Source organism: Dehalobacter sp. TBBPA1, assembly GCF_040931655.1.
Classification (GTDB): domain Bacteria; phylum Bacillota; class Desulfitobacteriia; order Desulfitobacteriales; family Syntrophobotulaceae; genus Dehalobacter; species Dehalobacter restrictus.
Window position 1 is genome coordinate 774,279 of sequence record NZ_CP162385.1, and the last position, 21,090, is coordinate 795,368.

19 protein-coding genes are annotated in these 21,090 nt (G+C 47.4%); 18 read left to right on the plus strand and 1 reads right to left on the minus strand.

Annotated elements, in window-relative coordinates; translation table 11 throughout:
- The first annotated feature begins 62 nt into the window (after window positions 1-62).
- From AB3489_RS03830 to ftsZ, 17 genes are all read left to right on the plus strand, one after another.
- Complete coding sequence (locus AB3489_RS03830; protein ID WP_368294013.1) at window positions 63-1,322, plus strand: patatin-like phospholipase family protein; 1,260 nt, start codon at window positions 63-65, stop codon at window positions 1,320-1,322.
- Window positions 1,323-1,498: 176 nt separating this feature from the next.
- Complete coding sequence (mraZ, locus tag AB3489_RS03835; protein ID WP_368294014.1) at window positions 1,499-1,936, plus strand: division/cell wall cluster transcriptional repressor MraZ; 438 nt, start codon at window positions 1,499-1,501, stop codon at window positions 1,934-1,936.
- Window positions 1,937-2,011: 75 nt separating this feature from the next.
- Entirely contained in the window at window positions 2,012-2,950 is a 939-nt protein-coding gene (rsmH, locus tag AB3489_RS03840; protein WP_368294015.1) for a 16S rRNA (cytosine(1402)-N(4))-methyltransferase RsmH, read from the plus strand.
- Between the two features lie 21 nt (window positions 2,951-2,971).
- The gene (locus AB3489_RS03845; RefSeq protein WP_368294016.1) at window positions 2,972-3,496 is read left to right on the plus strand and encodes a cell division protein FtsL; all 525 of its coding nucleotides are present in this window, start codon (window positions 2,972-2,974) and stop codon (window positions 3,494-3,496) included.
- A gap of 47 nt (window positions 3,497-3,543) precedes the next feature.
- Entirely contained in the window at window positions 3,544-5,601 is a 2,058-nt protein-coding gene (locus AB3489_RS03850; protein WP_368294017.1) for a penicillin-binding transpeptidase domain-containing protein, read from the plus strand.
- Between the two features lie 78 nt (window positions 5,602-5,679).
- Window positions 5,680-7,158, plus strand: coding sequence for a UDP-N-acetylmuramoyl-L-alanyl-D-glutamate--2,6-diaminopimelate ligase (locus AB3489_RS03855; RefSeq protein WP_368294018.1), 1,479 nt, complete (start codon window positions 5,680-5,682; stop codon window positions 7,156-7,158).
- Window positions 7,148-8,554 (plus strand): UDP-N-acetylmuramoyl-tripeptide--D-alanyl-D-alanine ligase, encoded by a 1,407-nt coding sequence (gene murF, locus AB3489_RS03860; protein ID WP_368294019.1) that lies wholly within the window; start codon window positions 7,148-7,150, stop codon window positions 8,552-8,554. The genes AB3489_RS03855 and murF overlap by 11 nt, the downstream gene beginning before the upstream one ends.
- Before the next feature lie 237 nt (window positions 8,555-8,791).
- Window positions 8,792-8,953, plus strand: coding sequence for a hypothetical protein (locus tag AB3489_RS03865; protein WP_368294020.1), 162 nt, complete (start codon window positions 8,792-8,794; stop codon window positions 8,951-8,953).
- Between the two features lie 70 nt (window positions 8,954-9,023).
- Window positions 9,024-10,031, plus strand: coding sequence for a phospho-N-acetylmuramoyl-pentapeptide-transferase (gene mraY / locus AB3489_RS03870; RefSeq protein ID WP_368294021.1), 1,008 nt, complete (start codon window positions 9,024-9,026; stop codon window positions 10,029-10,031).
- 18 nt (window positions 10,032-10,049) lie between these two features.
- On the plus strand, window positions 10,050-11,417 hold the full coding sequence (gene murD, locus AB3489_RS03875) for a UDP-N-acetylmuramoyl-L-alanine--D-glutamate ligase (protein ID WP_368294022.1): 1,368 nt from the start codon (window positions 10,050-10,052) through the stop codon (window positions 11,415-11,417).
- Between the two features lie 82 nt (window positions 11,418-11,499).
- Entirely contained in the window at window positions 11,500-12,612 is a 1,113-nt protein-coding gene (gene ftsW, locus AB3489_RS03880) for a putative lipid II flippase FtsW (RefSeq protein ID WP_368294577.1), read from the plus strand.
- Window positions 12,613-13,722 (plus strand): undecaprenyldiphospho-muramoylpentapeptide beta-N-acetylglucosaminyltransferase, encoded by a 1,110-nt coding sequence (gene murG, locus AB3489_RS03885; RefSeq protein WP_368294023.1) that lies wholly within the window; start codon window positions 12,613-12,615, stop codon window positions 13,720-13,722. It begins immediately after the preceding gene.
- A gap of 65 nt (window positions 13,723-13,787) precedes the next feature.
- Window positions 13,788-14,663, plus strand: coding sequence for a UDP-N-acetylmuramate dehydrogenase (gene murB / locus AB3489_RS03890; protein ID WP_368294024.1), 876 nt, complete (start codon window positions 13,788-13,790; stop codon window positions 14,661-14,663).
- Window positions 14,664-14,684: 21 nt separating this feature from the next.
- Complete coding sequence (gene murA, locus AB3489_RS03895; RefSeq protein WP_368294025.1) at window positions 14,685-15,947, plus strand: UDP-N-acetylglucosamine 1-carboxyvinyltransferase; 1,263 nt, start codon at window positions 14,685-14,687, stop codon at window positions 15,945-15,947.
- Window positions 15,948-16,008: 61 nt separating this feature from the next.
- Window positions 16,009-16,734 (plus strand): cell division protein FtsQ/DivIB, encoded by a 726-nt coding sequence (locus AB3489_RS03900; protein WP_368294026.1) that lies wholly within the window; start codon window positions 16,009-16,011, stop codon window positions 16,732-16,734.
- 13 nt (window positions 16,735-16,747) lie between these two features.
- A complete protein-coding gene (locus tag AB3489_RS03905; RefSeq protein WP_020491924.1) occupies window positions 16,748-17,092 on the plus strand; it encodes a small basic family protein in 345 nt (114 codons plus the stop codon).
- 151 nt (window positions 17,093-17,243) lie between these two features.
- Window positions 17,244-18,308, plus strand: a complete 1,065-nt coding sequence (gene ftsZ / locus AB3489_RS03910) for a cell division protein FtsZ (protein WP_158208468.1) — start codon at window positions 17,244-17,246, stop codon at window positions 18,306-18,308.
- Between the two features lie 500 nt (window positions 18,309-18,808).
- Here ftsZ and AB3489_RS03915 read toward each other — a convergent pair whose 3' ends face one another.
- Window positions 18,809-19,441 (minus strand): TetR/AcrR family transcriptional regulator, encoded by a 633-nt coding sequence (locus AB3489_RS03915; RefSeq protein WP_368294027.1) that lies wholly within the window; start codon window positions 19,439-19,441, stop codon window positions 18,809-18,811.
- 207 nt (window positions 19,442-19,648) lie between these two features.
- Between AB3489_RS03915 and AB3489_RS03920 the strand changes: the two genes are divergently transcribed.
- Complete coding sequence (locus AB3489_RS03920) at window positions 19,649-20,713, plus strand: YhgE/Pip domain-containing protein (RefSeq protein WP_368294028.1); 1,065 nt, start codon at window positions 19,649-19,651, stop codon at window positions 20,711-20,713.
- Window positions 20,714-21,090: the final 377 nt, after the last annotated feature.

Genomic DNA, 21,090 nt, shown 5'->3' on the forward strand with positions numbered 1-21,090 from the left:
GCATAGATTTGGTTTTCCTTATCTGGTATGAACTTCAGGAGTTTGAGTGAAGGAGTGGAAGGATGTACGGTCTTGTTTTGGAAGGCGGAGGTGCAAAAGGCGCCTATCAGATCGGAGCTTGTAAGGCGATGCGGGAATTGGGCATAAGCTACGGGGCAGTGGCCGGGACGTCCATCGGGGCGCTGAATGGGGCGATGATTGTTCAGGACGAACTGGATAAAGCGTATGAGCTGTGGTATGAGATGTCTCCCTCGAAGGTATTTGATATTGAAGAAGTGCGGTTGGAAGAACTTAAAAAGTTGGACATATCTCATGACGGATTGCTTTACTATATGAAAAAGACCAAGGAGATTGCCTCCAGCAAAGGCCTGGATATCACATTTATCAAAAAACTGCTTCAGGAAATCGTGAATGAAGACAAGCTTAGAGAATCCAAAATGTTGTTTGGATTTACGACGGTCTCCCTGTCGGATATGAAACCCATGGAATTTTTTCTTGAGGATGTTCCCAAGGGCAAAGTTGTAGAGTATTTACTGGCAAGCTCAAACCTTCCTGCTTTTCAGCAAGAAAAAATCGACGGAAAACACTATCTTGACGGCGGTTTCTATGACAATTTGCCTTTAAACATGCTGGTTGGCAAAGGTTTCAAAGAGATCATTGCGATCAGGACCAACGCGCTGGGCCGTCGCAGAAAGCTTACGGACAGGGAGGTTCATGTTGAATATATTTCTCCCGCCGAGACGCTTGGCAGTATCTTGGATTTCAGCAATGAACAGGCCAGATACCATCTTAAACTTGGTTATTACGATGTTATAAGGCAGTTCAGGCGTCTGAAAGGCCAAAAATATTATATTGAACCAACCGGGGATGAGGACTTTTTTATCCGCATGATGCTGTCTCTCGGTGAGAAAAAAATTTTGGCGTTGGGAGAAAAGCTGGGCTTTAAAGGCATTCCTTACAGGAGGATGCTTTATGAATATATTATACCGAAGATTGCTGCTTTGCTTGATATGAAAAAAGAAACAAGTTATGAGGAAATGGTAATTGCTCTTTTGGAATTTATTGCCCTGGAACAGGATATCTATAGGTTTCGAGTCTATTCGTTTCAGGATTTTCTGGAATTGGTCAGTATGAATTTACGGGAAGTGAAAACAAAAAGCAGCGGGGAAGCCTTCGCCCTGCCTGCTTTCGTGAAGCAAAGCGGCGTTCTGCCCAAGATGGTGAAAAATCTGATTCTGCGGGAACTGATTCGTGAGCTTTTCCAAGAACAGAATTTTGCTGCTGCGGTCCTGCCAAATAATAATTTGCAGGACATTACCTAATCATTACGTTTGGATTTTTTTGGTTAGCGGATTAAGGAAAACATAAAAGATAGGGACTAAATTCCTATTTTTTTTGTTTTCTTTTTTTTGCAGCAGGAATTCTTAAAAAAATAGAGAATATGTGGGGTATAGTGGGTTGAAGTGGTAAATGAGTGGTGCCTGGTGGGGTGAAGATTATGTTCATGGGGGAATTTCTCCATACGATAGACAATAAAGGCCGTCTGATCATACCGGCAAAGTTCAGAGAGCTTCTTGGCAATAAGTCGTTTATTACCAAGGGGATGGAGGACTGTCTTTTTCTTTACCCTGAAAACGGATGGCTTGATTTTGTGGAGAAGCTGAAACAGCTTCCGGTATCGCAAACCAGAGCCCGTGAATTTACCCGCTTGTTCTTTTCCAGTGCTGCCGAGTGCGAATTTGATAAACAGGGGAGGATCTTGGTACCTGCTAATTTACGGGAGCGTGCTTTTTTGGAAAAAGATGTCGTTGTTGTCGGTGTCATGGATAGAATCGAGGTCTGGGATTCCTTGAAATGGAGAGAATACAGCACCAACGCAGCCCAAAATTATGAAGATGATGCTGAGTCCCTTGCTGCAATGGGTTTAATGATATAGCAGAATACACCATCGTACATAGGCTGAACAAAAAGTGGGTACGCTTGCATAAAGCAAAGAAAGGAATGGCCCTAAGTGGTTTTTGAGCACCAAAGCGTCCTGCTGCAAGAGACAATTGAAATGCTGTTTACAGACCCTGACGGACTATACGTGGACTGTACGCTGGGGGGAGGCGGGCACTCGGCACTGCTGCTCCAGCAATTGAGTGCTTCGGGCAAGCTGGTATGTTTTGATCAGGATGAAACTGCTGTTGCCAATGCCCGTATGAAGTTCGCCTATGACCCAAGAGTCACTGTTTTTCAAAAGAACTTTGTGGAACTTGAGGATACGATTCGGGCGAATAGCTTATTGCCGGCAGCGGGGATCATGTACGATTTAGGGGTCTCGTCGCCCCAACTGGATGAAGCGGAAAGGGGCTTCAGCTATATGCAGGATGCAGTGCTCGATATGCGCATGGACCGCAGAAAACAGCTTACTGCCGAAGAAATCGTCAACAACTGGAGCGTGGAAGACCTGGCCGGAATTATCCGGGATTACGGAGAAGAAAAATGGGCGCTAAGAATTGCAAAGTTTATTGGCGAAACCCGAATTCACGATAGAATCAGAACAACAGGGCAACTTGTTGAAATCATAAAGAATGCGGTCCCTGCTGCAGCCCGCAGAGAAGGACCTCATCCTGCCAAGCGCACTTTTCAGGCTTTAAGGATTGCTGTGAATAAAGAACTTGAGGTGCTGGAAGAAACATTGGATCAGGCTCTGCGATGCCTGCAGGATGGCGGAAGAATAGCTGTCATTACCTTTCATTCTTTGGAAGACAGAATTGTTAAAAATAAATTTCAGTCCTGGATGGGCAAATGTACGTGTCCTCCTTCTCTTCCGGTTTGTTGCTGTGGGGCAAAGCCCCTGGCGAGGCTGGTCAATAAAAAACCGATTGTTCCATCCAGGGAAGAGGAAAATGATAATCCCAGATCGCGGAGCGCCAAGCTTCGTACTGCTGAGAAACTTAAGGTCTAAATAGGGGGGGAGAAGAATACGATGTTAACAGCACAGAGAAAACTACAATTCAATGAATCCTTTGCCTATCAGGAATATGATCAGGTTCTTGATAAAGGCAAGCCAAAGGCCAAAAAAGCCGCCCCGTCCAAAAAGACCTCTCAGATGCTGAAGTACCGGGCCATGGCACTCGTGGTCATGTTGGGGATCATTGGAATGTTTGGTCTGATTGGAGCAAAAACAGTACATATCACCGTGGTCAAAGCTGCGGAAATCAAAGCCCTGCAAAAAGAAATTCAGACCCTGAACGTAGAAAATGATCTGTTGCAGGTTGAAGTCGACAAGCTCAGCTCCGTTTCCAGAATTGAAAAGGTTGCCCTGGCGATGGGCATGGAGAAGCCGGAAGGAACGATCTATATTGCCAGCAGCCTGATCCAGCCTGAGAGTACAGCAGAGGTTGACCAAACTCAGAAGACTGCGGCGGTGCCGGATGAAGGCAAAGCCAATTCTATATTTGAAAATGTTTTCAGCATATTTTCTAGTTTTTTTGCTTCAACCCAAAGATAGCGTCGCCTGAGTTTAATCTACCTCTGCTCAAAAGGGGTAGATTTTCTATGGTGCAATACATCAAGACGCGTAAAAGAATTCTCTTATTATTTGGGCTATGCAGCCTTTTCCTGCTGATTCTGATTATCCGGCTCGCGTTTGTTCAGCTACGGGACGGCCCTTTTCTAAAAGACCTGGCGGATGCCGAGCATTACCGCGGTGTCCCAGTCGCAGCTAAAAGAGGCAATATTGAAGACTGTAACGGCAATATCCTAGCGATGAGTGTCAGTGCCCAGACAGTCTATGCGATTCCGGCCGAAGTCAGAAAATCTAAACGACAGGATGAAATAGCGGCCGGACTTGCCGCTATTCTGGACATGGACCAAGGACAGGTTTTGCAAAAAATTACGAAACGGACTTCCGTCGAGTATGTCAAAAAGAAAGTATCTGCGAAAGCTGCAGAAGAGATCACCGGGAAAAATTTCCCGGGTATCGGTATTATTGAAGACAGTACACGGTTTTATCCGAATCGCTCATTGGCGGCGCATATTTTAGGTTTTACCGGTATTGACAGTCAGGGGCTGGAAGGAATTGAATACTCCAGGGATGAAGAACTTACAGGAACATCCGGCAGCATCCTTACTGAATACGGAGCAAACGGTATAAAAATTCCCGGAGGCCAGCATGAATTTATCCAGCCGGTTCAGGGAAATACAGTCAAACTTACCATTGACAAAAACATCCAGGCTTTTGCCGAAAGAGAGCTGACTAAACTGATGGCTGGTCAGGGTGTCAACATGGAAGGCAAAGTTCCAAAGAATGCCTCTATTCTTGTTATGGAGCCTTCAACAGGACGGATGCTGGCGATCGCTTCTGCACCCACTTATGATCCGAATAACTACCAAGCGTCCAATGCATCAACCCGACGGAATATTGCAATTCAAAATGGTTATGAACCAGGGTCAACCTTTAAGATTATTACACTCGCTGCAGCAATTGAAGAAGGTGACTATAACCCGAAAGAAAGCTTTACAGATCCTGGTTATGCGACAATTTTAAACAAAAAAATTCGCTGTTGGAAAGCTGGCGGACACGGAGCTCAAACCATGGTGGAAGTTGTCGAGAACTCCTGCAACCCGGGATTCATTATGCTGGGGCAGCGCCTCGGGATGGATAAGTTCTATCAATATCTGACGGCGTTCGGTTTTGGACAGAAGACAGGGATTGAAATGTCCGGAGAGGCAAAAGGTATCCTGGCCAAAAAGAAGAAAGCAACGGCCTTGGATCTGGCTACGATGTCCATTGGCCAAACCAATAATGTTACCCCTATTCAGCTCCTGACAGCAGTTTCGGCGGTCGCCAACGGAGGGACGCTGCTTGAGCCCCAGTTGGTTCAGGAAATTACAGTGCCGACAGGTGAAGTACTTGTCCCGTTTGCGAAGAAGACGGTGCGGCGGGTCATCAGTGAGGATACGGCTAAGCTCGAGCGTGAAATCCTGGAGTCTGTCGTCACCAATGGCACGGGCAGAAGGACCTTTCTTCCCGGCTACCGGGTAGCCGGGAAAACCGGCACAGCCCAGAAAGTCGGCAGCGGCGGCTATATTCAGGGGGAATATGTTGCTTCTTTTATCGGGTTTGCACCGGCAGATCATCCACGTCTGGCAATTCTGGTCATTATTGACGGTGTCCCGTTCTACGGCGGGGTCGTGGCAGCCCCGGTATTCTCGAGCGTTATGCTTGATTCCCTGAAATATCTTGGCGTCCAGCCTGATCCGGATGCTCCGCTCACTCCGGGAGAACCGCTTTATGGCGTGGAATTCCCCGCTGTCAAAGAAGCCGCCACGGTACCTTCTGTTTTGGGGTATTCTCCAGCAGAGGCTCAAGCCACCCTTATAAAACAGGGATTTAACGTGAAAGTTGAAGGAAGCGGTGCAGTTGTAATTGACCAGATCCCCCATGGTGACGCAGAGGTGGAAAAGGGTTCGACAGTGCTGCTTTATCTCGGAACGGAAACAGGTAAAGAAACCTTAGCTCCCTGGCTGGAAGTGAGTGACCCGGACGTGGAAGCGATTGAAAACCTGGGAGAGCGGATCCCGATCAGCCTGAATCCGGACCTGGCCGAATAAAGACGATAGGTCACAATCGGGATGGAGTTAGAAAAAAAAGCATGATTGTGGTAAGATAGCTGAGAAGAGGTGTAGCTCGTGTCTAGTTCTGAAAAAACACTGGCGGAAATCATTGTCGGTATGAAACAGGTTGAAGTGCTTGGAGATACGCAGACGGTAATTAATGGGATCGCCCATGACTCAAGAACGGTATCTCCGGGCAATCTATATGTGTGCATTAGAGGTTATCAGGCGGACGGTCATGCGTTTGCAGAGGCTGCGGTCCGGGCCGGCGCTACAGCGTTAGCCGTGGAGGAGTTCCTGCCGCTAGCCGTACCCCAGCTTAAATTTGTGGATACTCGGAAGGCCATGGGTTTTTTAGCTGCTGAGGTCTTCGGGAATCCATCCGGCCGACTTGAACTTGTCGGTATAACCGGGACGAACGGCAAAACCACAGTGACGCATCTGATTGAGCGGATCGTGCAGCAAAGTGGAAAGAAAACCGGTCTGATCGGCACGCTCGGCAGCAGAATAGGGAATAACGCATATCCCGGCCAGCATACGACACCGGAGTCCACGGAGATTCAACATTTACTGGCTGAAATGGTCGCGGAGAATGTAGACCTTGCTGTGATGGAAGTATCTTCGCATGCGCTCGATTTGGGAAGAGTTAACGGCTGTGTATTCAATGCCGGGATTTTTACTAATCTGACCCAGGATCATTTGGATTACCATAAGGATATGCAGGAATATCTCAAAGCGAAGGCGCTACTTTTCTCCGGCTTGAACGGCGGAAAAGCCGGCCAGCTGGCTGTGCTCAATGCTGATGACGGCTCCTGTGTTTTTCTGAAAGAACAGGCAGGTTGCAGGGTAGTCACATATGGTGTTGATCATGAGGCGGACTACCGGGCTGTGAATATCAGGCTTTCAGACAGAGGTGTTGAATTTGACGTGCTTTTTCACGGGAAAAGCGCCGGGATTTTTTACAGTACCCCTGGTAAATTCAGTGTTTACAATGTCCTAGCCGCAATTGCCTGGGCACTGGAAAGCGGATATCCGACTGAGATTGTGGTGCAAGCGCTTCACAGTATCAAAGGGGTTCCGGGAAGATTTGAGAGTATTCGCAAAGGCCAGCCTTTTCTGGTTATTGTCGATTATGCCCATACACCGGACGGCCTGGAAAATGTTTTGCGTACGGCCAGAGAAATCACTGGTGGAAAACTGATCACAGTATTTGGCTGCGGCGGTGACAGGGACCGAAAAAAAAGGCCGCTTATGGGAGAAGCCGCGGGCCGTTTTAGCGACTACATTGTCGTAACCTCAGATAATCCCCGGACTGAAGATCCTGATGAAATTATTAAAGATATTATTCCGGGGCTTAAATCAGCCAATTACAAGGTGATAAAAGACCGCCGCAGTGCGATCGACGAGGCCTGTATGGCAGCCGGTTCCGGGGACACGATACTTATCGCCGGCAAAGGGCATGAAGATTATCAGATTCTTGGCACGGAAAAAATACATTTTGATGACCGGGAAGAAGCAGATAAAGTTCTTAGGAGATTGGGTTATGTGGAATAGCGGTATAATTGCCGAAATTCTTGGCGGCAGACTTTACGGTTCGGAGTCGGCCTATTTTGAGGGATGCGTCATTGACAGCAGGGCAGCTTCCGGAGGAGCGCTGTTCACTGCGATCCGGGGAGAAAAGACCGACGGGCATCTATTCATCAACAAAGCCTTTGAAGCCGGGGCGTCAATTGCGTTGGCGGAAACCCACAGCCTGGAAGAATTAGGGATTCCGGTTATTCCCGCAGGCAAAGCAATCATTGCTGTGAAGGATTCTCTACGGGCTTTGCAGGATTTAGCCAGAGCGTGGAGAAAAACGCTTGATCCTGTGGTCATTGGGATTACCGGCAGCTGCGGCAAAACGACGACCAAGGATATGACGGCTGCCGTACTTGCTAAAGGCTTTAAGGTTCATAAGAATCTGGAAAACCATAATAATGAGATCGGGCTGCCGCTGACCATCCTGAATGCACCGGCAGGAACCGAGATCATGGTTCTGGAGATGGGAATGCGCGGACTTGGGCAGGTTAGGGCCCTTTGCGATATTTGCAGCCCTTCGGTTGCTGTGATTACGAATATAGGGACAACACATTTGGAGTTGTTAGGATCACAGGAGAATATTGCGAAAGCCAAATGGGAGCTGATTGACGCTCTGTCGGGAGGCATAGCCGTGCTGAATGCAGAGGATGCGTTCAGTGTCAGCAAGGCAGCCACTGCTGAGGTGAAAAAAGTCTTCTACGGGATTTCCGGTAAATATGTGTCTCCAGATGTTTATGCTGTCAATATCCGAAGCTCCGGGACGCTAACGACGTGTTTTGAAGTTGTATCCGGCGAGGACAGAGCTGAAGTTCGCCTGCCGCTGCCGGGAGAGCATAATGTGCTCGATGCACTGGCGGCTTTGAGTGTTGGACTGGCTAAAGGGGTATCCCTGGCTGAAGGAGCCAAGGCACTCGAAGAACTGGAACTGTCCAAAATGAGGCTCGAGATTCAGCAGGGCGTTTTCGGGAGTACGATCATTAATGACGTGTATAATGCGAATCCTACCTCCATGAAAGCTTCACTGCACGTGCTTGCTGAAAGCGGAGGGGCAAAAACGATTGCAGTGCTTGGCGAAATGTATGAGCTGGGAGATTTTGCCGTTTCTGGGCACCGGGATGTCGGCCGGGCTGTGGCGGAGCTGGGAATCGACACGCTGATCACAGTCGGCAAAATGGCTGAAGATATTGCGCAAGGAGCTTCTGAAGCAGGTTTTCCCGCCTCCGGCATTCATATTTGCAGCGAATGTGCAGAGGCCGTTTCTGTGGCAAAGAAACTTATTGAGGAGATGGGCAGCGACGTCTGGGTATTGGTTAAGGGATCTCGCGGCATGAGGATGGAGCGCGTAAGCGGTGCGCTTTGTCAGGAAGAGTAGACGACGATATTTTTTTGGGTTGGTCTGCGAGCCACAATACCGCTTTTCGGCTCTTGTGCCCTCCGTGGCACAAAGAGCCGCGCTCCGCATCCGGCTTCGCTTGGCGCGGAACTGTGGCTCGCAGACTGATTGAAAGATATGAAAGTATTTCTCTTAGGTATTCAATTGCATTGCTTACTTGCTAAAGAAAATAGAAAAAAGCAGCACACCTCTTATTTGAAAGAGCTACAAAGCATCTTGAACTGGCAAAAAAATAAGTCTCTAATCTCCCATGATCAGTCTGCGAGCCACAGTTCCGCGTCAAGCGGAGCACGGATTGCGGAGCGCGGCATTTGCGCCATGGATGGCGCAATTCGCCGAAGAGCGGTATTGTGCTTGCAGACCTACCCGATAGAATAATTCTTTCTAAGTTTTGTGTGTATACAACTTCGAATTAAGTGATTAAGGTTAAGAAAGGAACATTCAGGAAGTGACGGAAAAAATCTATCTGGCGGCGGGGGTTGCCCTGCTGGTAAGTCTTCTGGCGGGACCTTTTTTGATTCCGGTCCTGCGTACATTAAAATTTGGTCAAAGTATTCGGGCGGACGGTCCCAGGAGACATCTTGCCAAGGCCGGGACGCCGACGATTGGCGGACTTATATTTCTTATTGGAATAACAGCCGGGGTGTTGATTATTGCGGAAAAGCCTTATTCACCCGGAATAATAACCATGCTCCTTGTGACCTTGGGCTTTGGTTTACTTGGTTTTTTGGATGATTTTTTAAAAGTAATCAGGAAGCAAAATCTTGGCTTGCGGGCCTGGCAGAAACTGGCCGGGCAAATTCTGCTTGCGGTGATATTGGTCGGAGTTTCCACCTTGTACCTTGGTAGAGGTACAGCGGTAGAACTTCCGTTTACGGCTTTGGAAATAGATTTAGGGATTATCTATTATCCGCTGGTCATACTTATTGTGGTGTATATGTCCAACGCAGTTAACCTGACAGACGGACTGGATGGACTGGCCGCAGGCTGTACAGTCATTGCGGCTGCCGGTTATGTCGGCATCGCTTATCTGGCTGCGCAGACAGGATTTATTGACGGCATCGCTCTTTCTTCCAGCGACCTTGCGGTTTTTGCCGCGGCCATTGCGGGAGGCTGTCTGGGATTCTTGAGATTTAACATCCACCCGGCCAGGATCTTTATGGGCGACTGTGGATCACTTGCTCTGGGCGGAGCGCTGGCAACAATCTCGGTCCTCAGCAAGAGTGAGTTTGTTTTGCTGATTCTCGGCGGGGTCTTTGTTCTGGAAGGTCTGTCTGTTGTTCTTCAGGTTGTTTCTTTTCAGACCCGGGGGAAGAGGATATTTCGGATGAGTCCGGTGCACCATCATTTTGAATTGGGCGGTTGGAGCGAAAAAAAGGTTGTACGTGTTTTTTGGCTGGCTGCAGCCATCTTTGCGTTGATTGGGGTTAGCGCCTTTTGGTTCATGATCAATTAAGGTTGGAGGGATCGTACTGTGGAATTAGCCGGAAAAAGAGTATTGGTCGTAGGCGGCGGCAGGAGCGGCCTGGCTGCGGCTCATAAGCTTCAGAGCAAAGCAGCTGAGGTCTTTCTTACCGATATGCAGCCTTTGGCCAAGCTTACAGGCATAGATGAATTGAAACTGGACGATGCTCATCTTATTTTGGAAAGGGAACCGGAGCTGAAGGATATCAGGCCCGATTTACTGGTTTTATCACCGGGGGTTTCCCCGTTCCTGCCGTTTATACGGCAGGCTTCAGCGACGGGTATTCCACTCTGGAGCGAGGTAGAGCTTGCTTTGAGGGATTCAAGGGCAGTGATTGCCGGCATAACCGGAAGCAATGGCAAAACGACGACCACGACGCTTGTCGGAGAGCTGGCTAAGGAAACCGGACGTGAGACAGTCGTTGCCGGAAATATTGGACTTGCTTTATGCGGCCAGGTTGAACATCTTGATCAGAATGGGATTATTGTTGCAGAGCTTTCGAGCTTTCAGCTGGAATTGATTAATAAGACCAGGGTGAACATTGCGATCTTTTTAAACCTGACCCCCGATCATTTAGACCGGCATGGTTCACTGGAGAGGTATGCTGCAGCCAAAGCCAGGATTCTTGAAAACCAGACGGAACAGGATTTGGCCATCCTAAACTGGGATGATCCGACTGTTAAAGAATTGGCCGCTATAGCCAAGGCCCGGGTGGTATTCTTCAGCTTGAAGGAAAATTTGCCAGACGGAATCTGCTTAAATGGAGAGGATATTGTCCTAAAAAAAGATCATAGCGTTGCCGCGACGATTATCGGACGCAAGGAACTGCTGCTGAAGGGTGGCCATAATCTTGAGAACGTGATGGCTGCAGTGGCAGCTGCGCTCGAGTTCGGACTCGATATCTCCAAAATTGCTGACGTACTGCATCACTTTCGGCCGGTGAAACACCGCCAGGAAATCGTTGGCAGATTTGATGATATTCTATATATTAATGACTCCAAGGGAACCAATCCTGACTCATCGATCAAAGCCCTTCAGTCCTATGAGGAACCGATCGTGCTGATTGCCGGAGGTAAAAACAAAGGCCTTGATATGACGGAATTCTTGCAGGAAGCACGTATAAGGGTAAAAAGTCTGATTTTAGTGGGGATGGCGGCTCCGGAGCTTGAGGAGATTGCTGTCCGTTTAGGGTTCCCGAAAATTATCCGGACGCTTGATTTTAAGGATGCTGTCAATATTGCTATTACCGAGGCAGTGCCGGGTGACGTCGTCTTACTGTCGCCAGCCTGTACAAGTTGGGATATGTTTAAAAGTTATGAAGAAAGAGGGGAATTGTTTAAGGATTTGGTGCGTAAGCATTATAGCGAACCCGAATGATACTAAGATGCACTGGGAAAGTATCGGTGTAAACATAGTACCATTCCGGAACCCGAATGATTTTGGAGGGGGGAGCTATGTGATCCGAAAATTCCTAAAAGTTGACCCGGTTCTGCTAGGCGTGATTCTTATCCTGCTGCTGATCGGGATCATCATGACCTATAGTTCCAGTGCTGTGAAAGGCTACCTGTATTATGAGGATCCTTATCATTATTTTAAAGCGGACCTGCTGTGGGTAGCTCTGGGGCTTGCGGCCATGGGTGTCGCCGTCATGATTGATATCGCGTTTTTGCATAAGTGGGCGAAACCTATTTTATACGCAGCTTTGTTTCTGCTGATCCTGGTTAAGATCCCGGGAATCGGCAGGACAGTGAATGGTGCAACCCGCTGGATCGGACTTGGTCCGATGTCCATCCAGCCTTCCGAAGTAGCGAAACTGGCCATGGTGCTGATCATGGCGAGGTTCCTTACTGTAAACCCTTATCAAATCAAGTCATTTTGGAAGGGCATCATCCCGTCCCTGGCTCTGCTGGGTGTGGTCTGTGCCCTGATTATGCTGCAGCCTGATCTCGGTACAACGCTGGTAATTGCCGCTACTGTTTTCTTTATGCTTCTGGCCGCAGGGGCCAGAATGTGGCACATGGCAGGCCTTGGTTTGGCCGGGTTGGCCATGGTGGTTGCCGCGATTGCAGCTGCTCCGTACAGAATGCGCAGGATCTTTGCTTTCCTTGATCCGTGGGCTGATCCTTCAGGCAAGGGTTATCAGACGATCCAATCACTCCTGGCTCTTGGGCCTGGCGGATTATTCGGACTGGGACTCGGTCAAAGCAGACAAAAATTTCTTTATCTGCCTGAGAACCATACAGATTTTATTTTTGCCATGGTTGGAGAAGAGCTTGGTTTTGTCGGCGCCTCACTCGTTGTTCTGCTCTTTTTCCTTTTCATCTGGCGCGGCTTCCGGGCAGCGATGCTGGCACCGGAACCATTCCTTGGCTTGATGGCTGTGGGTTTGACATCTCTGATCGGGATTCAGGCCATGATCAATATGGGTGTGGTATCAGGTGTTTTGCCGGTAACGGGAATCACCTTGCCATTCCTAAGCTACGGGGGTACATCACTTTTATTTACAATGATCGGAGCCGGGCTGCTCTTGAATATTTCTGCGGCTGCGGGCAGATCTGAGGAGGTCTTTTAATTGCGGGTTATTGTAACCGGAGGCGGTACAGGTGGGCATATTTATCCTGCAATGGCAATCGCCAAAGCGCTGCAGGAGCGGCTGAATGATATCCGCATCCTGTACGTTGGAACAAGAAGCGGTATGGAAGCGAAGCTGGCTCCGGAAAACGGTCTTGAGTTCCGCGGGATATCCGGTCAGGGGATGCCGCGGCAGTTAAGTACCGAAGTACTGAAAGCAGCCGGCACGAACGTTAAGGCCTTATGGGAGACGAAAAGGATCTTGAAGGAGTTTGATCCTGATCTGGTAGTAGGGACCGGCGGTTATGTATCCGGTCCGGTGGTACTTACAGCAGCCTTTTTTGGCATTCCGACCGTTTTACATGAACAGAATGCTTTTCCGGGCAAGACCAATAAAATATTGGCCAGAATGGTCAAACGTATTTTGCTGACATTTCCGGAAAGTGAAAAATATTTTGGGGTTAAAGACAAGGTTAAGGTTGTCGGCCTGCCGGTCAGGGAAGAAATCGGCAAAATTGACCGCAAAGACGGAGCAAAGGCCTTTGATTTTGATCCCGGTAAAAAAACAATCTTGGTCACCGGCGGCAGCAGGGGCGCGCTGAGTATCAACCAAGCGCTGATTGGGCTCCTGCCAAAATTGGCCCCATACCCGGATGTCCAGCTGATCTGGGCAACCGGAACAGCGACGCATGATACGATTTTAAAGGAGCTTGAAACGCGTAACATTGACTGGCAAAGAAAACAATGGAAAGTCTTAGCCTACGTTGAGCATATACCGGAAGCTCTGGCCTGCTCTGATTTGTGCATCTGCCGGGCCGGGGCATCCACGCTGGCAGAACTCTCGGCTGCCGGGAAGGCCGGTATCTTGGTCCCGTACCCGTATGCGGCTGAAAATCACCAGGAATATAACGCCAGGGCTTTTGAAAATAAGGGAGCAGCTTGTGTTATTTTAGATAAGGAACTGAATACGGAGATTCTGTGGGACAATGTTCAAAAAGTACTGCTGAATCCGTTTAAGCTGGAAGAAATGGCAGCGCGGGCAAAGGAGGTATTTGCGCCCGGAGCTTTGGACTGCATTATTAATCTCTGCCTGCAGACTGCCTGGAAATAAACTTCTTTAACACTGCAAGCCGGATCAGCATAAGATATGCTGTAAGGAAAAGGGAAAGGAATATCATGTACTTACCGAACATAAAGGGTAGGATTGAAAAAGATTATCCTTTAAGAAAGCTGAATACCTGGAAAGTCGGCGGTATGGCCGAACTTGCTGTCTGGCCCCGGGACACTGAGGAACTGGTCTCCGTGATTGAGGGGTGCAGGAAGAATAACACACCGTTTCTGCTTCTGGGCCGGGGTTCAAATGTATTGCTGCCGGATCATGGATTCAAGGGTGTGGTGATTGTTGTTACAGCCATGGACAGCATTCGTTGGCAGGGGGAAGAAGTCACGGCCGAAGCAGGTTATTCCTTGATGCGTCTGGCCCGGGAGGCAGGAGAGAACAGCCTTAGCGGGCTCGAGTTTGCCTGTGGGATACCAGGGACACTTGGCGCAGCAGCAGCCATTAATGCTGGTGCTTATGGTGGGAAAATTGGTGATTTGGTTAAGAAAGTTAGTGTATTGACGGCCGAGGGAAAAATTGAAATGATACCGAAGGACCAGATTGCTTTTGGGTATCGCAGCAGTTCCCTTTTAGAAAAGGAATGCATTGTCCTGGAATGTACGCTGTCCCTCCATCCGGGGGATCAGGCCGTGATCCAGGCTCAGATGCAGGGTCTTATGGCCAAAAGAAAAGAGCATCAGCCATTGGAGTATCCCAATGCAGGAAGTGTATTCCGTAATCCTGCCGGAGACTCCGCGGGAAGGCTGATCGAGCAGGCAGGGTGGAAAGGACGCCGCCTTGGGGATGCTCAGGTATCTGAGAAGCATGCCAATTTCATTGTGAACAGAGGGAATGCCTCAGCCGCTGATATTTTAACGCTTATTCAGGTAATTCAAACAGATGTGTCCGAAAAATTTGATATTCAGCTCGAAACAGAAATACGCGTCATTTAATTGGCTAAAGGGGGAGGAGACATGACGATGGATCGTTATGTCATTACGGGAAAACAAAGACTTGAGGGAAGTATTCGGACCAGCGGAGCAAAAAACGCATCACTGCCGCTCATGGCAGCCGCCATTCTGGCCGATGGAAAAACAGAACTGCAGGGAATTCCTCATCTCACAGATATCCTTTGTATGGGCGAAGTTCTGAAAAGCCTTGGCTGTAAAACACAATTCAGCTCAAATGAACTGACCATTGATTCCTCTTCACTGAATGACTGCATTGTCGATGAAGCGTTAATGCGGAAAATGCGGGCATCCAACTTGATTTTAGGCCCGATGCTCGCACGAAACGGAAGGGTTAAAATATCCAGGCCGGGCGGCTGTGCGATTGGGACACGTCCGATGGATCAACATATTAAAGGGCTGCAGGAACTCGGCGTACGTGTTGAAGAGAGACATGGTTACATAGAGGCCATAGCGGGGAAACTCAGAGGCGGAGATGTCTACCTGGATATCCCGAGTGTCGGGGCTACGGAAAATATCATGATGGCTGCGGTTCTGACCGAAGGCACAACCATCATCCGCAATGCGGCCAGAGAACCGGAAATTGTTGACCTGCAGAATCTGCTGAATAAAATGGGGGCCAGGATCAGAGGGGCCGGAACGCACGTCCTGCGCATCGATGGCGTAGCGAGACTCAAGAGTACAGAACATGCGGTCATCCCTGACAGGATAGAAGCCGGGACGCATATGGTCGCTGCCGTTATGACAGGCGGAGACATCCTGGTGGAAAACGTGGTTCCCGAACATATCAGCCCTATTATTGCCAAACTGCGCCAGGGAGGGGCTGAAGTAATCCCTTATGGAGACAGTGTCAGGGTACGTCAAAAAGGACAGTTTAAAGCGCTCGAAATAAAAACGCTGGTCTATCCGGGATTCCCGACCGATATGCAGCCGCAGTTCATGGCACTGTTAACGATTGCTGACGGAACAAGTATTGTCTCCGAGACGATTTTTGAAAACCGCTTCCAGCATGTCGCTGAGCTGAGACGGATGGGAGCCAGGATTACTGTTGAGGGGAGAACGGCAATTATTAACGGCCGGTCCAACCTCGAAGGTGCGTTTGTGGAGGCGACTGATTTGCGTGCCGGAGCGGCTCTCTTTCTGGCTGCTTTGGCTGCTGAAGAGGGTACAGTTCTGGAGAGGATTGATCATATTGACCGGGGTTATGAAGAACTCGAGGAAAAATACAGGACTTTGGGAGCAAAAATACAGCGGGTTGTCAAACAATAGTGTTGCACCTTACCAGGCGGATAATGTAAAATAGATAAAACAAGAGCAGGAGAGGAAGATTTTGGCTCAAACCAGATCAAATACATTTTGGATCTATGCAGCGGCTTTGATCTGTCTCATTGCTGTAGGGCTTTATATGTTTTCCAAATCAGATTTTTTTAACGTGAAGGAAGTCAGGACAGTAGGATTAAGCAATGTCACCGAGAATGAAGTATTGCAGCTTTTGGGAACCGTAAAAGGTGAGAATATTTTTTTGACCGATACCGAAGCTCTGGCGATGAAGGTCAAGCTTCATCCGCTGATTGATCAGGCGCAAGTGGAAAAGGAACTGCCGGCAACGCTGGTGATCAAAGTACAGGAACGTGTACCGGCCGCAATGATCTTAAATAGCGACGGGGTTGTCGTCGTGGATCTGCAGGGCGTCATTCTGAAATTTTATGATTCCTGGCCCGCGGAAGACAATCCAGTGTTGACTGGAATCAAAGTTCCGGAAACAATCGGGCCCGGGCAAAAGATTGACAATACAAATTTACACAAGGCCCTTCTTTTGCTGGGACAAACCCCTGCGGAACTACTGCCGCTGATTGGAGAGGTTCACAGCACAACGGACGGGCAAATAAGCCTTTATATGACCTCCGGTATTGAAGTGAAAATAGGATTTGACACCGAGTTTACAGAAAAGATGAAGCTGCTTCAGGAACTGTTAAACAGTGAAGAATACAAAACCGTGGAAAAAGCTATTCAATATATTGATTTAACGGCAGGGAAACCTGTTTTAGGAAGATAGCGGGGGATAGATTATGTGGCTGCTGCCTGTTTTTGGATTGATTCTTGGACTATTAATTGGTTTTATAAGTCCGTTCAGTATTCCAGTGGACTATACCAAATATTTTTCAGTAGCGATTTTAGGCGCGCTGGACTCAGTCATGGGCGGTATAAGGTCCTATCAGGAAGATCATTTTGACAGTACGATCTTCCTCAGCGGTTTTATCGTCAATATCATTATGGCCAGCCTGCTGGCATTTATCGGGGACAGAATAGGCGTCGACCTGTATCTTGCTGCCGTGGTGGCCTTTGGCACCAGATTATTCCAAAACATCAGTATTATTCGCCGGCATATCATCAATAGATATCATAAAACCTGATTGGAACAAAAAAATTTAAATATTATGACGGAAAAAGAGGAGTAATAGTTTCTCATCTCGAACTCATATAGTTGGGTTGACGATTAACCGTTTGCATCGGAAAAACATAACCAATAGATGAGGACTAGAATAAGGAGAGGCAGGGGAAAAGATGCTCGAATTCATTAGTGATGAGATGCAGTTTGCACGGATCAAGGTAATAGGAGTCGGCGGCGGCGGAAACAATGCCGTAAATAGAATGATTTCCGTTGGTCTTAAAGGAGTAGAGTTCATCGGGCTGAATACAGATGCTCAGGCGCTTCAAATGTCCAGAGCAGCTGAAAAAATACAAATCGGCATTAAACTCACCAAAGGACTCGGTGCAGGAGCTAATCCGGAAATCGGTCACAGTGCGGCCGAAGAGAGCCGCGACGAGATTGCCAAAGCGCTGCTTGGTGCCGATATGGTTTTTGTTGCCGCCGGTATGGGTGGTGGAACAGGAACGGGAGCCGCTCCCGTTGTTGCCGAGATCGCCAGGGAAATTGGAGCCTTGACAGTCGGCGTTGTTACTAGGCCTTTCTCGTTCGAGGGACGCAAAAGAGCCATGCAGGCTGAAAGAGGAATCCTTGAACTGAAGGAAAAGGTTGATACGCTGATTACCATTCCAAATGACAGACTCTTGCAGGTTGTCGATAAACATACGACGGTCCAGGAAGCCTTCAGCATTGCTGATGACGTACTGCTGCAAGGCGTACAGGGAATTTCCAACCTGATCACGATTCCGGGACTTATCAACCTTGACTTTGCCGATGTCAAGACCATCATGTCCGATACCGGTTCGGCACTGATGGGTATTGGACAGGCTTCCGGAGAAAACAGAGCGGTCGATGCCGCCCGTAAGGCAATTTCGAGTCCGCTGCTTGAGACCTCGATTGAAGGCGCGAAGGGTGTTCTGCTGAATATCACCGGTGGTCCAAGCCTGACCCTGCTTGAAGTCAACGAAGCTTCCGAGATTGTTGGTGAAGCAGCCGATCAGGAAGCCAACATTATCTTCGGCGCAGTCATTGATGAAAACCTAAAAGATGATGTCCGGGTAACGGTCATCGCCACAGGCTTTGACCAGCGGTCCAGCTTCGTCAAAAAAGTAAAGAACCCGCAGGAAACAGCCAAGATGGATGACTACAATCCATTCAAGGATCACGTGGATATTCCGAATTTCCTGAAGTATAAAAGATAAACATTAATTTTTAATCATAAAAGTTGGTTCTATTCAACGTTGAAGGCGTCTCAATAAGGCGTCTTTTTTGCTATCCTTATTAACTCAGAAAACTGCCGAAAGGCTGATCAGGCTCTTAAAAGAAAACGACTCCGGAAGAATACCGGCACAACATAGCAAATTACAGATACCCACTCACCACCGCCAGGCATGTCCCAGAATCTGAGGCGCCTCAGATTCTGGGACATGCCGTTAAGAAGATGTTTTACACACTTGCGACCAATCCATATGAAGTCATATAAGCTAAAATCCAGCTTCTTCGCTGTTACTGTGCTTCATAACCCCGATGCCGCCGTAAAGCTTATCAATCAAATCATTTGGATCTGGTCTGCACGCCACATTTCGCTCTCGGCAGATAGCGCCCTCCCTGGCGAGTCGCTCTTTACCATCCATGGCATCGCGACATTAGGCCATCTGTGGCCGCATTTAATTTAAATACCTTGTCCTCGTACTAAAAAACATTATATTTCCTTTGGCATTCGGGAGGAAGTATTGGGGGTTAAAATACCTTGAGCCAAGCCATTAAACATTAGTTCGTTATATAAGGCAGCCAGTTCATCTATGGGTATTTTCATACCATTTTTTATCCAATATATGACAATACCGACATTTGCCGATAGACTATATTCTAAAATTAATTCGTAATGGTCTTTATTTATGTTAATTTCCTTATCACGTAATAATACATTATCAAGGAGTACAAGTTTTACGTAATCTTTGATTTTATTAATAAACGAAATGTCACCGGTTGGGCCGAGAAGGGCTTCAAAATACAAGTGATGCTTTTGTATATAGGCAAGTATACTACTGAAAGCATTTCTTGCTATATGAGGGTCTCTTATTATAATGATATCTTTGCTAAACTCAAGAAAAATTTCTTTCATACCATTCAGCAACTCATTTTCAATTTGCTCACGTAAATCATAAATATCCTGGAAATGAAGATAGAATGTTCCCCTATTAAACCCGACTCGAATGCAAAGCTCCTTAATACTCATTTTATCAATCATTTTATAATGATTTAACGCAATGAAAGCATCCATGAAAATACGTTTTGTCTGAATGGACTTTTTTGGTCCAGCGATTCCCGTCATAAAAACCACTCCTATGTAACAATTAGGGAGATACGCGGAAATATAAACATTTTCAAATGATCTGTTGATTGATCACGGTAATCTTCTATGATATTTTTATAATAAATCAACACTGTGTTGATTTCAATAGCAGTGTAGGTGAATTACATAGCCTAAGAACATAGCCTAAGATTACAGCCTAAAAAAGAAAATAGGGAAAGGGTTGAGATGATGGAAATTATTGCTGGTATTTTAAAACAAAAAATATTGTGGATTGGATTAGCAGTGGTGGTTCTATTTGCATCGGTGCTGACAATTGCACTTTTAGGATCAACGATTAATGCTGAATTGAAAGGTGCGCCTATGGCTTTAGTTTTGCAGGATGAGGGAGTAGCCTTGCAGTCCGGAGTAGAATTGAATTTGGGGCAAAAAATAGCAGACTCGGTCATGACATCAACCGGCAGCCAGGACAACGCAACCTTTAAGTGGACGATTCTCACTGACAAAAATGAGGCGATGGATGCAATGAATGATCAGAAATATTATGGTGCTTTGATTATTCCAAAGGACTTTAGTAAAAAGGTGATGTCTGTCACAAGTGCAAACCAGACGCCTGGTGAAGTTGAGGTATATATCAATAACGGAATGAGTCAAACCGTTGCCAATATTTTGACGCAGGTTATGGCAAAAATGGAGACGGGTATCAATGACCAATTAAGAACACAGCTGGCAGCTCAGCTAGCCAGCGCTACGAAACAAACTCCGGAGATCGGTCAAAGTCCGTCAGAGCAAACCAGTCAAACGGCTTCGGCCCAAGCCGCAGCAATGCAAGCGCAGAGGCAAATGATGCAAAATCTGCAGCAGAATACGCTCGTAAGTTTTACAATTGACAAAGTTAACGTTATTCCCGATCACAGTGCCAATGGTAATGCACCTGTTTCTGTCACAATGCTGGCTTGGATGACCGGCTTAATATCATCCATACTCCTCTTTTTTGTGATAAAGAAAGTTGAGCCAACTAAAAAAACGGAAAAGGCGCTTACGATTGGAATACAGATCGTTTGTGCCATTGCGTTTTGCTTCATTGCTTCGTTGGTTATCTTGATTGTTGGAAACGGTTTATTGAAAATGACGGTTCCGAACAGTTTTGAGTTCTGTTTATATTTTACACTGATAAGCTTCAGTTTCTTCCTAATGCAGTCAATGCTGGTAAACGGATTAGGTGCCCAGGGAATTGTACTTGTCATGCTGGTATTCTTTTTTTGGGCTGCCAATGATTTCTCTGCCTTATGAAATGCTTTCCTCTGCGTCAAAGTTTTGGTTATATTCCTGGATGCCTTTACGCTTTGGCGTAGAGGTGATGCGGGATTTCTTCTATTTTGCCGGTACCAATATGATTAAACCCATGACATGGTTATTGTCGGCCGGAGCTATATGCTTGGTTCTATCCTTCCTCTCCGTGTTTATGCCTGTTAAAAAAAGCAAAACTTCAAATCTAGGGTTTTAAACAGAGATCCTAAAATTATACCTAAAATTTTGCTGGCTTTTCATTCAACGATAGAAGAAGGCGGTGTTGCGTAACTACTTTTTTGTAGTTTTGCGGCACCGCCATGTATTTTTTGATAACCGAAGAGCTTCCAAGCGCTTGGGAATTTTGGGGCAGGTCTTTT